We start from the raw sequence: 10657 nt of genomic DNA, 5'->3' as shown, positions 1-10657 counted from the left end.
CCTTTATAATTCTGGAAACTTATGTTTTACATAGTCGTTTTGTTTCCCAATCTTTTTTGACAGATAAATATCTGTGTAAGCTGTTGATTTATGTCGAAAATGATCACGTATTGCAGCCAAAGGAGCACCACTCATCGCAAATAGAATACCTCCCGTACATTTCCAACTATATAATTTATACTCTTTCGGATATCCAATCTCGTCACGATACTTATTAAATAAGAGTCTGAAATGATTTTTACCCCAACAATCGACTCCGGGCTTTCCATCTTTTCCAAACACGTAAAATTCACGGTTGCATGAAGTAATACGCATCTTTTCTAATGTTTGTGCCAGTTTAGGAGGTATATTAACAACACCTTCACCTTTTTTCCCGTTCTCAATTCGTATTGAAATAGAGTTATTAAATAGGTTGATATCTTTTACTTTCAATAATCGCAGCTCAGTACCTGGTCGAATGGCACAATAAAAGAGCATCGAACAAAACAAATATAGTTGTTTATCTTTTTTCTTAATGTAATTAAGTAGATAAGAAGCTTCTGCTTTTGTCATCGGTTGAGCCGAATGATCGAGGTGCTGCCTTGCTTCTGGTAAATCGAAAATAGGATTCTTTATAAGGATCTGTTTTTTTACAAGCCAGTTTAATACTTGAGAGATCCTTTGTCGTGAATCTTTGACGGTATGCTTTTCCCTACCTTTATTTATTAGAGAGAAAATATAATCACTAATGATATCGTTCGTTATCTCTTGAGCGTAGATCTCTCCTTTTCCTTCTGATTGTAACCATTGATGAAACATTCTCAGTTTTGAGGTATAGTCCTGCATAGTTTTACGAGAGAGGGTAGGTCGTCTCTCTTCTAAATAGGTATTCATATAGTAAAACAGATTCTTTTCTGTTTCTTCTCTATTCCCGTAAACTCTTGATTGTATATTGTATTGAATGTGATTATTGATAGTTACTTTATCAATATCAAAAGGATTCCAACCTGTTAGTATCTTGGTCGAAATTTCGGTTATAATAGCTTCTGCGTGAGTATATCGCTCGTTTGTAGTAGGTAGTATGCTAAATCCTTCATAAACCCTAAAACGCTCTAATTTATCGTTGTTTTCATCTCGGTATGAATACTCAACATACCATTTTAATTTTAAGTCACCTCCACAATCATTCAATTTCGGAAGTACAAACTTTACTTTTCTTCGTCCCATAATCTAGTTTTTTAATTAAGTGAATAGCGACAAACACAAAATATAAACTAAAAATTATAAAACTCATTCTGTCTGTCTCAGACATCTATTTTTGCATTTCAGACAAATAAAATTTTGAAACCCTTTATTTATCAACTTTTGCGAAAATTTGTGGAGAATATCGGACTCGAACCGATCACCTTAACACTGCCAGTGTTACGCTCTAGCCAGATGAGCTAATCCCCCGTTCTCAATTCTGCAACAAAGATATAAGTTTTTCTTTAACTGTTGTCTTATTGAGAATAAAATGCAAATTAATTAGATACATTTTCAGACGAACTATCTGCCTGTAGATGTGTAATTGATGTTGCTTGACTCGTTTTGCAATTCGATTTCCTATTACTCTCTAAAAACACTCCAATAGCAAATGCTGTAGGTAGTACTGTTAGGGCAGTAAGAAGGGTTGCAACATAAATTTTTTTCAAGTGTAAATCTCTTTTCATACGCATTTCTAATTTAAAATTGTTACTACTTTTATAATGATTATCAGAATGGAAAGTTCATAAAAAAAATAGATATTTCAGTAAAAAGTGAGATTTTTTTATAGTTAAATAATAAGGAGTGTTTTTTGTTAATTTAAATTGAACATTTATTGTGATATTTTTTATTATAACAACTTCTTTATGTGTTATTTATAGGGCGTCTGTAAGTAGCGTTGACTCAAAAAGCAAATTATCTGATTATCTTTGCATACAGTATAGATAAATTTGATAGAAAAATTATGTTGATATTTAATACAACTCTTCATCTTGAAGACGCAATACATGATGAATGTTTGAACTTCTTGAAAACTTTCTACATACCTAAAGCTTTGGAAAGTGGCTTGTTAAGCCAACCTAGTTTGGCTAAGATAGAGCGTCAGCACGAAGAAAGCGGTGTGAGTTATGCCATGCAATTTAAGACGGAAGATATAGATGTTCTGAACAGATGGGCAGGAGAAACGGGCGAAGGTTTGAGTGCTGAACTAAATAAGAGGTTTGGTACTAAAGTGGGAGGTTTTGTAACTCTTCTAGAAGAAGTCTCACTACTTTAAATGTAGTATTTGTAGATATAGAATTTGTTCTATAACTCAGTTCGCTTTTATAATTAATAGGTTATTACAACCCGAATAAATGATTAATGGCTAAGGTAGATAAAGAACGTATAATTTTGGGCATTGACCCAGGTACTCAAATTATGGGGTATGGAGTGTTGCGCGTATTAAATAATAAACCTCAGTTGATAACAATGGGGGTAATACAGCTGAGTAAGTATGACGATCATTATCTTAAGTTGAGGCGTATTTTTGAGCGAGTTTTGGCTTTGGTCGAAGAGTACTTGCCTGATGAACTTGCTATTGAGGCTCCTTTCTTTGGGAAAAATGTTCAGAGTATGTTGAAGTTGGGACGTGCGCAAGGGGTTGCTATGGCTGCTGCTTTGTCTCGAGATGTTCCAATTTTTGAATATGCCCCTCTGAAAATAAAAATGTCAATAACCGGTAATGGAAAAGCTGCAAAAGAGCAGGTTGCCTACATGCTTCAGCAATATTTGAAGATACCTGACGAAAGTATGCTTCCTCAACTGGATGCCACCGATGGACTTGCAGCAGCAGTTTGCCACTATTTTCAGACTAATAATCCTACACAAGAAAAGAAGTTTAATAGCTGGAAAGATTTCATAAATCAGAATCCCAACAAAGTAAAAGGCGACAAATAGAGAAATAAAACTATTGAGTGAAATTCAATAGAGCTAATAAGTGATATTTATTAATATCTACCCAATCTACAAATAAAAAAGGTCTGAAACTCTTAATCTACCCTTGGATCGGTACCCCACTTTAATTTGTTTTTAAGCGTGCTGTAAAAAGTTTGTCCTATTCGTTTTACCACTCGTACAGATGTTTTCGCTTTGGTTATTTGTAAAGTTGTTCCATTTATAGGCATAGCTTTTGAACGACCATCAAGCGAAATCAGAAAACACGAACTACGACTCCTTATAGTTAAAGTTAAGATATTATCGTCCTCAATAACCAATGGTCTGGCACTTAGGCTATGGGGAGCAATTGCAGTAATGATAAAGTTGGATGTGTTAGGAGCCATAATAGGGCCTCCTACACTGAGTGAATAAGCTGTAGAGCCTGTTGGAGTGGATACTAAAAGTCCGTCTGCTTCGTAAGAGGTAAGCCTTTCGCCGTTGATGTTGACATCAATAGTAATCATCGAAGATGAATCTTGCTTAAGTATAGCTATCTCATTAAGAGCAAAATCGGCAGCTTCGCATGAAGAATCATTAACCCTCAATTTGAGTTGACTACGTTCTTCTATTGTATAATTTCCGTTTAGTATTTCGGATAAGGTTTGTTCCATATCGTTTTCCGAAACATCCGCCAGAAATCCAAGACGTCCTGTATTAATACCTAAAATTGGAATGTTCTTTTCTCTGATTGCCGATACAGTACGCAAAAATGTACCATCACCACCAATGCTAAATGCCATATCGAGACTCAAATTATTATAGTCAATAATACCGGCAATAGAATCTTTTAAATCAAGGCTAGGTTTCAGGTATTCATAAAATTCTTTTTGAATAAATATCTCAACCTTGTTACGAGATAAGATGTCAAAAATTTTCTTTATTTGCTCCTCTTTCTGATATTTTTTGCCGAAAATTCCAATTTTCATAAAAGATATAATTAACGTCTGTTTATTTTATCTATTCCTTTAATTCATAGTACTAAATGAATGTAACAAAGGAATGCGTTCATCTGTGCCCTTAAAAATACTGAAATAGTACCAAGTTTCGGTATTTACTATTAAATTTGCGTAATAGTATATCAGGCGATAGTACAAAGTTGGTGAAAAAGTTTTATTATTAGAGGTAACCAACTATTAATTGCTAAATTTAAAATATAGCTACTAATATTACATGTTGCTTAGTTATATACTTTAAGAAGAATAAGAGGTCTGAGACCTTAATCAAGTAAAGAAGCTATTATGACACAGTTGAGCGTAAATATTAATAAAATTGCGACTATACGAAATGCAAGGGGAGGAAATGTGCCAAATGTTTTGCAAGTTGCTTTGGACTGCGAAAAATTTGGAGCGCAAGGTATAACAGTGCACCCTCGTCCTGATGAGCGTCATATTAAGTTTAAAGATGTATATGATCTGAAAGCTCAGATTAAGACCGAATTTAATATTGAGGGGTATCCGTCAACTGACTTTATAGAGCTTATCAAATCAGTAAAGCCAACTCAGGTAACATTAGTGCCCGACGCTCCCGATGCTATAACATCTAATGCGGGTTGGGATACAAAAACTCACCAATCTTTTTTGAGTGATCTTATAGATGAATTCAGAGCAATGGGCGTACGTACTTCTATATTTACAGGTACTGATCCTGAGATTATAGAGTATGCTGCTAAGACTGGTGCAGATCGTATTGAGTTGTACACTGAGCCTTATGCTACTTTTTATCCAAAGAATAAGGAAGAAGCTATTGCTCCTTTTGTGGAAGCAGCCAAAATTGCTAAAAAACTAGGATTGGGAATAAATGCAGGACATGATTTGAGTTTAGAGAATCTAAATTTCTTTTATAAAAACATTCCTTATATTGAAGAAGTATCTATTGGTCATGCATTGATTAGTGATGCTCTTTATATGGGATTGGAAAAAACGATTGCAGCATATAAAAACTGTTTGAAATAGGTCTTATAGACCTCAAAATAATAAGCCTATGGCTATGGTGAAAGAAAAGACAATAAGTTTGGCGGGAACAATAGCGTTTCACGTAATACTATTATTGTGCTTACTATTCTATTATATAAAGCCTGTTAGCGATAACAGATATAGTCAGGAGCTGGGAGGTGTGCCCGTTATGTTTGGTAATGTTGCCGATGCATTGGGTGATGATGAACCTTTTGGGCGAGGAAATGGTTTGACCGAAGATGTGGCCGAACCAATAGAGTCAGATCCAACGATGCCTAATAATTTAGGAGAATCGACTCCGGATGTGAAAGTTGAACCTATTCCAGTAAAGGCTACTACTCCTAAAGTAACGAGTAAAGAGACTAAAGCTCCAACTGCAACGCAGGATGTGGAAAAAACAATAGCTATAAATGAGGCGAAGAAAGCCGAAACCGAACGGAAACGCAAGGAAGATGCAGCCGCAGAGGTAAAGCGTAAGGCTCAGGCTGAAGCCTATAGACAAGCACAAGAAGAGGCTGCCCGAAAGAAGAATATAAACAACCAAATGGCTGGTTTATTCGGAAACGGATCGGGTAGTGGTAGTCGTGGAAATACTCAGGGTACGGGTACTCAGGGTTCGCCTTCGGGCAATGGTAGTACCGGAAAAGTATCGGGGGTAGGAGGTACGGGAACTTACGATCTTGGAGGTAGAGGTGTAGGCGCTGGAGGTCTGAAGCTTCCCGAATATCATGTAGATGATTATGGTACCGTAGTAGTAGATATAATTGTAGACCCTAAAGGAAACGTTATAGAGACAAGTATTGGTAAAGGGACGAATACTACAAACTCAAGTTTGAGAAATGAGTCTTTACGTGCTGCCCGTCGGACTAAGTTTTCTGTCAGCCCCAACTCTAATAATCAAAAGGGAACTATTACATATAAGTTTAATCTAAACTAAGTTTATAGACTTTTTTTATAATAACAAATAGGTCTGCGACCTTAAATAGAATTGAAAATGAAAAAGGCATTGATTTTTTTAACAACAGGATTTGAGGAAATAGAAGCTTTGGCTACAGTAGATATATTGAGAAGAGGTGATGTGGATGTGAAAACCGTTTCATTAACCGATCAGAAAACTGTGGTAGGCAGTCATGGTATTCCTATGGTTGCTGATTTACTATTTACGGAAGCTGATTTCTCAGCTACGAATATGTTGATTCTACCGGGTGGTACACCTAAAATCAACGATCATGAAGGATTGAAGAAACAAGTAAAAGCTTTTTCGGAAGCAGATAAAGATATAGCTGCTATTTGTGCAGCACCAATGGTTTTAGGCGGATTGGGTTTGCTAAAAGGTAAGTCTGCAACATGTTACCCCGGATTTGAAAAATACTTAGACGGTGCAACTCTCAAAACGCAGGAAGCTGTAGTTGTAGACGGCAAAATAGTAACAGGACGAGGACCAGGTCTGACTTTTGATTTTGCTCTCCAATTATTAGAAGTGCTAGCAGGAAAAGCCAAAAGAGACGAGGTTGCTAAAGGTTTGCTTTTAGCTTAACCATATACAGTATCGAGATGAGGTGTCAAGCATAATCAAGATGTTTGGGCCCCTTTCACACTATTGTTGCTAATACTAATTAAAATCCGTATTCGTTCTGTAATCTCGGCAGAACTTGCTATTGATGATTAAACCACTAACATCTCTTCGATTTGTATTTGCCTTTATGGTTTTTATGAGTCATTATATTCTTTTCGATAAAGAAACAAACCCTTTCCTTCATCATATATTTTATGAAGGGTATGTGGGAGTTAGTTTTTTTTTCGTCCTGAGTGGTTTTATTCTCGCGTATGTTTATCAGCAAAGTTTTCAAGAAAATAAGGTTAGCAAGCGCTTCTTTTATGTAGCACGTTTAGCTCGTATCTACCCTTTACATATTCTAACAATGCTTATTTGGGTGTATATGAGGAAAGATCATCCGTTGAATGAGCCTTATATAACTAATTTTATTTCTAATATATTTTTGGTACAAAGTTTCTATCCAACAGAAGAAATTCGTTTTAATGCTGCTTCTTGGAGCCTTTCGACTGAAATGTTTTTCTATCTTTTATTTCCTTTTCTGATAGCTTGGTTTACGACGATGAAACATAGGTTTCTCGTTGTGTTCACTGCGATTAGTGTTCTTGTTTTACTTTTATGTCCAATATTAAGTGGGAGTAAGAATGAAGAATGGTTTCTTTATAGCTTCCCTCCGGTGAGGTTGCTCGATTTTATATTAGGAATACTCTTTTACAATATCTGTCAAACAAATAAGGTTAAGAATCTGGTAAAGTCTATTTCTCCTACATTGCTCGAGCTATTGGTTATTGCTCTGTTTCTGGTTTTTTATACTTCTGCTTATTTTATACCACAAGTTTATCGTCATTCTCTATGGTATTGGATACCCGTAGGATTATTTATATCGGTATTCTATTTTCAGGCAGGAAAGATTTCTAAGTTTCTATCAAATGATACATTTGTATGGCTTGGCGAGATTAGTTTTGCTTTTTATCTGTTTCACGAAATAGTTATCTGGTATACTGATAGAGCCTTATTCTTGTTGGGTATTGATGTCGATAGACCAATCATTTTTATGTTGGGAGTTACTTTCACTATTATCGTTTCCGGCTTTTCTCTCAAATATGTAGAGAAGCCTGCCAATAGATGGGTAAAACAGAGGTTTAATAAGCCTATAGCCTCAACCGTTTAAGTTGCAGGTGAAGACTATATTGTATATCAAAATGCTACATACTGATATGCTTTCTAAAACTATAAAATGGCCTGAGACCACCTTATAGCCATTTTTTCTTTTTCAAAAACAGAATGGCTATTATAACAATGAGTATCATCATTCCCCACGCCACTATATAGCCAAATTTCCACTTCAATTCGGGCATATATTCAAAATTCATGCCCCATACTCCAACCATAAACGTAAGAGGGATAAATATCGTAGAAACTACTGTCAATTTGGTGATGACATTGTTCATCTTCAAATTGTTATTATTGAAATAGAGATTACTCAATGAGTTGATTGACTCATGAAAAATATCCAGATCATCGGATGAGGTTCTTAATCGGTCATCAAAATCATTAAAATATATCTTGTTCTCGGGTCTAATCAAATGGTTATCATTATGGAGTAAATTTGAATATTCTTCCCGCATTGACGATACGGCCCGTTTTAGTAATGAATAATCATTTTTACGGATTCGTATAAATCTCATAATATCAATACCCTTGGTGTTGTTCTCTATGAGTTTATCCTCCATATTATCTATCTTAGTTGCTAGTTTTAAGACTGTATCATTGTATAGAGATTGTACACAGTTGAGTAGTATATACAGAAGGTAATCGGTACCTTTCTCACGTATCTGTACTTTGGAATTTTTGATAGCTTCCTGAACATCTGTAAATATGGGGGTTCCGTTTTCCTGAAGGCTTATAAGGTAATTATCTCCCAGAATAAAAGCGATATGATCAAGATTCAATTCGTGAGATTCAGTTGTGAAGCACCCCGACATCAATATAAACGTATTGTGCTCATAGGTTATCACTTTAGTTACATGACGTCCCGACAAGAGGTCTTTAACATCAAATCGGGGTATTCCAAACGATTTGCAGATGTTGAATATAACTTCGGCATCTGATATCCCTGTTATTTTAAACCAGTTTATGTAATCGTCATTAATGAGATCTTTTAATTTATCGGAGGGTGCGATAGATTTTGTTGTAGTCTGTTTTGAATTATATTGTATAAACTCAATCGACGTAGGTAATTGTACTTCACCCAAATAGGAAAGAGTTTCTAGTAGATGAGCATTCTTTATATGCTTACGGTTACGTATTCCGTTAGAACTTCGTTTTGCCATAAAATTGTGTATGATGATAAACTTAGATCAAAAATAAGAAAAAATGCTATATTTGCGACCTACATTATAGGTATAAACACATATAAGTAAAAGGAAGTATAAATGTCGTATCAAAAATGACGATAATCGATAGCTTTTATACTCGAATAGACAATAAAAAGGTCTGAGACCCTAATCAAAAATTGGATAATTAACTAATGAATAGTTCTTTTGTAAATGCATTGTATGGAAAGAAGTTACAGATTTGTTTTCTTTTCTATATGATTATGTTTCTTCCGCTTCTTACACCATTGGCGCAGAATCTTTCTGTAAAGCATGTGGTGGCTACAATAACAATAAATACAATTCTGTTTATATCAATCGGGCTTCTTTTGTTGTTTTGTAAATCGCGAACTCAAAAACTGGTTTTCTCGGGTTTGTTTGTAATCTCGTATCTGCCTAATACTATTTATACAAGTTATTTGTTGTTTGCACATGTATTGTTGCAGAAAAATAGTGTAATAAGTTTGTTTGAAACTAATCCCGAAGAGAGTAAGGAATTCTTGGTACACTACTTTAATCCTTGGATTATAGTTGGATGCTTGGTTTATATATTACTCTGCTTCTTGATAATCTGGAAAATGAGGGTAGGGAAGCCTTTGAGAATAAAAGATCATAAGATAACTTTTATCTCAGCTTTGCTGTCTTTGATATTGGTTGTATCTCTGCCTCCGTTATCCCGATCAGTCTATTTTGTCAATTTTTATAAGATGTTTGTTGATTATAAAATAAGATTAGGCAAAGAAGAGTGTGCAATCTTAGAACGCCAATCACAATCTTATGAAGTAAAAGAGATGTTTGAGGATTCAGTACCTAAAACCATTGTTGTGGTTATAGGAGAGTCGTTAACGCGAAGACATATGTCTTTATATGGGTATCCTAGGACTACTAATCCCAAATTGGGAGCATTGGGCGACAGCTTATTAGTTTATGAGGATGTGATATCGCCTCAGGTGCATACAATTCCGGTATTGCGTTCTATACTTACTTTGGCTGATAGAGATAACCTTGATTACATAACAGAGAAACCTTCTATGTTTGAACTATTCAATAGAGCTGGTTATGAAACTCATTTTATAAGTACTCAACCATTTGGAGGTAATTTCAAAACAAGTTATGATGTATTGTTGGATCTATCGAAAAATATATATAGCCTTTCTAGCGAGAAACAACCGGATGAGATAATCTTGCCTACTTTTAGGAATATATTAGCGAATGGGAATAAGAAGAATAAGCTGATCTTGATTCATCTTATAGGTAATCATATGGCTTACGAATTTAGATATACTCCGCCTTATAATATCTTTAATAACGAGAAGGATCATTTAATAAAGGAAACCGATTTTAGAGATAAAAAAGCGATACGCACTATTGATAAGTATGACAATTCGGTTTTATATAACGATTTTGTACTCTCTCAATTGATACATATTTTGCAAGATCAATCGGATCAGAAAACAGCCTTAGTTTATTTTTCGGATCATGGGGAGGAAGTTTATGAAACAAGAGACTTTGCCGGACATGCTTATGAGAAGGTATCACCAAGTATGTGCGAAGTGCCTTTTCTTGTGTGGATGTCGCCTAACTTTAAGAAAGAACGGGAGGACTTGATTTTAGATACAACAAGAAGTTATTCTACATCCGACTTTTTGTATAGTTTATCAGATTTGGCTGGTTTTAACTATCTTGATTATAATGATAAGAGAAGTATCTTTTCTATCGAATTTGAGCCAAGAGAACGTTATATAGGTGAACTTACCTATGATGAGGTAAAAGCCAGAAGTAATAAAAAATAATAA

The 10657-nt window shown here is 35.0% G+C and carries 11 protein-coding genes and 1 tRNA gene; 7 read left to right on the top strand and 5 right to left on the bottom strand.

Features of this window, described 5'->3' with window-relative positions; genetic code table 11:
* Positions 1-3 precede the first annotated feature (3 nt).
* From HGC4_RS05045 to HGC4_RS05035, 3 genes are all read right to left on the bottom strand, one after another.
* Positions 4-1206 carry a tyrosine-type recombinase/integrase gene (locus tag HGC4_RS05045; protein WP_050709041.1) on the bottom strand — a complete coding sequence of 401 codons (1203 nt, stop codon included), beginning with the start codon at positions 1204-1206 and terminating at the stop codon, positions 4-6.
* A gap of 151 nt (positions 1207-1357) precedes the next feature.
* Positions 1358-1431, bottom strand: a tRNA-Ala gene (locus HGC4_RS05040).
* 68 nt (positions 1432-1499) lie between these two features.
* The gene (locus HGC4_RS05035; protein ID WP_157258136.1) at positions 1500-1688 is read right to left on the bottom strand and encodes a hypothetical protein; all 189 of its coding nucleotides are present in this window, start codon (positions 1686-1688) and stop codon (positions 1500-1502) included.
* A gap of 278 nt (positions 1689-1966) precedes the next feature.
* On the opposite strand from HGC4_RS05035, the gene HGC4_RS05030 reads away from it, so the two are divergent.
* A complete protein-coding gene (locus HGC4_RS05030; RefSeq protein ID WP_050709039.1) occupies positions 1967-2278 on the top strand; it encodes a DUF4286 family protein in 312 nt (103 codons plus the stop codon).
* A gap of 86 nt (positions 2279-2364) precedes the next feature.
* On the top strand, positions 2365-2940 hold the full coding sequence (gene ruvC, locus HGC4_RS05025; RefSeq protein WP_050709038.1) for a crossover junction endodeoxyribonuclease RuvC: 576 nt from the start codon (positions 2365-2367) through the stop codon (positions 2938-2940).
* A 92-nt stretch (positions 2941-3032) separates the two neighbouring features.
* Here ruvC and HGC4_RS05020 read toward each other — a convergent pair whose 3' ends face one another.
* On the bottom strand, positions 3033-3905 hold the full coding sequence (locus HGC4_RS05020) for an NAD kinase (protein ID WP_050709037.1): 873 nt from the start codon (positions 3903-3905) through the stop codon (positions 3033-3035).
* 312 nt (positions 3906-4217) lie between these two features.
* Between HGC4_RS05020 and HGC4_RS05015 the strand changes: the two genes are divergently transcribed.
* The 4 genes from HGC4_RS05015 to HGC4_RS05000 all read left to right on the top strand — a co-directional run bounded on the left by HGC4_RS05015 (position 4218) and on the right by HGC4_RS05000 (position 7657).
* A complete protein-coding gene (locus HGC4_RS05015; RefSeq protein WP_050709036.1) occupies positions 4218-4931 on the top strand; it encodes a pyridoxine 5'-phosphate synthase in 714 nt (237 codons plus the stop codon).
* Between the two features lie 28 nt (positions 4932-4959).
* Positions 4960-5868: a cell envelope integrity protein TolA gene (locus HGC4_RS05010; RefSeq protein WP_050709035.1), complete on the top strand. Its 909-nt coding sequence runs from the start codon at positions 4960-4962 to the stop codon at positions 5866-5868.
* 57 nt (positions 5869-5925) lie between these two features.
* On the top strand, positions 5926-6468 hold the full coding sequence (locus HGC4_RS05005) for a DJ-1 family glyoxalase III (RefSeq protein WP_050709034.1): 543 nt from the start codon (positions 5926-5928) through the stop codon (positions 6466-6468).
* A gap of 124 nt (positions 6469-6592) precedes the next feature.
* Positions 6593-7657, top strand: a complete 1065-nt coding sequence (locus tag HGC4_RS05000; protein ID WP_050709033.1) for an acyltransferase family protein — start codon at positions 6593-6595, stop codon at positions 7655-7657.
* A gap of 82 nt (positions 7658-7739) precedes the next feature.
* On the opposite strand, the gene corA is transcribed toward HGC4_RS05000, so the two are convergent.
* Entirely contained in the window at positions 7740-8819 is a 1080-nt protein-coding gene (gene corA / locus HGC4_RS04995; protein ID WP_050709032.1) for a magnesium/cobalt transporter CorA, read from the bottom strand.
* 197 nt (positions 8820-9016) lie between these two features.
* Here corA and HGC4_RS04990 point away from each other — a divergent pair, with 197 nt between their 5' ends.
* The gene (locus tag HGC4_RS04990; protein ID WP_050709031.1) at positions 9017-10654 is read left to right on the top strand and encodes a phosphoethanolamine transferase; all 1638 of its coding nucleotides are present in this window, start codon (positions 9017-9019) and stop codon (positions 10652-10654) included.
* The last annotated feature ends 3 nt before the right edge of the window (positions 10655-10657 follow it).

The organism is Dysgonomonas sp. HGC4 (genome assembly GCF_001261715.1).
Taxonomy (GTDB): Bacteria; Bacteroidota; Bacteroidia; order Bacteroidales; family Dysgonomonadaceae; genus Dysgonomonas_A.
The sequence above is the reverse complement of the archived record's forward strand: the minus strand, read 5'-3'. Positions and strand labels throughout refer to the sequence as shown.

Excerpts from the sequence above, each read along its gene's own strand:
- HGC4_RS05015 (WP_050709036.1), top strand. The coding sequence starts at position 4,218 with ATGACACAGTTGAGCGTAAATATTAATAAAATTGCGACTATACGAAAT.
- HGC4_RS05000 (WP_050709033.1), top strand. The coding sequence starts at position 6,593 with ATGATTAAACCACTAACATCTCTTCGATTTGTATTTGCCTTTATGGTT.
- HGC4_RS05020 (WP_050709037.1), bottom strand. The coding sequence starts at position 3,905 with ATGAAAATTGGAATTTTCGGCAAAAAATATCAGAAAGAGGAGCAAATA.
- HGC4_RS04990 (WP_050709031.1), top strand. The coding sequence starts at position 9,017 with ATGAATAGTTCTTTTGTAAATGCATTGTATGGAAAGAAGTTACAGATT.
- HGC4_RS05005 (WP_050709034.1), top strand. The coding sequence starts at position 5,926 with ATGAAAAAGGCATTGATTTTTTTAACAACAGGATTTGAGGAAATAGAA.
- HGC4_RS05010 (WP_050709035.1), top strand. The coding sequence starts at position 4,960 with ATGGCTATGGTGAAAGAAAAGACAATAAGTTTGGCGGGAACAATAGCG.
- HGC4_RS05030 (WP_050709039.1), top strand. The coding sequence starts at position 1,967 with ATGTTGATATTTAATACAACTCTTCATCTTGAAGACGCAATACATGAT.
- corA (WP_050709032.1), bottom strand. The coding sequence starts at position 8,819 with ATGGCAAAACGAAGTTCTAACGGAATACGTAACCGTAAGCATATAAAG.
- ruvC (WP_050709038.1), top strand. The coding sequence starts at position 2,365 with ATGGCTAAGGTAGATAAAGAACGTATAATTTTGGGCATTGACCCAGGT.
- HGC4_RS05045 (WP_050709041.1), bottom strand. The coding sequence starts at position 1,206 with ATGGGACGAAGAAAAGTAAAGTTTGTACTTCCGAAATTGAATGATTGT.
- HGC4_RS05035 (WP_157258136.1), bottom strand. The coding sequence starts at position 1,688 with ATGAAAAGAGATTTACACTTGAAAAAAATTTATGTTGCAACCCTTCTT.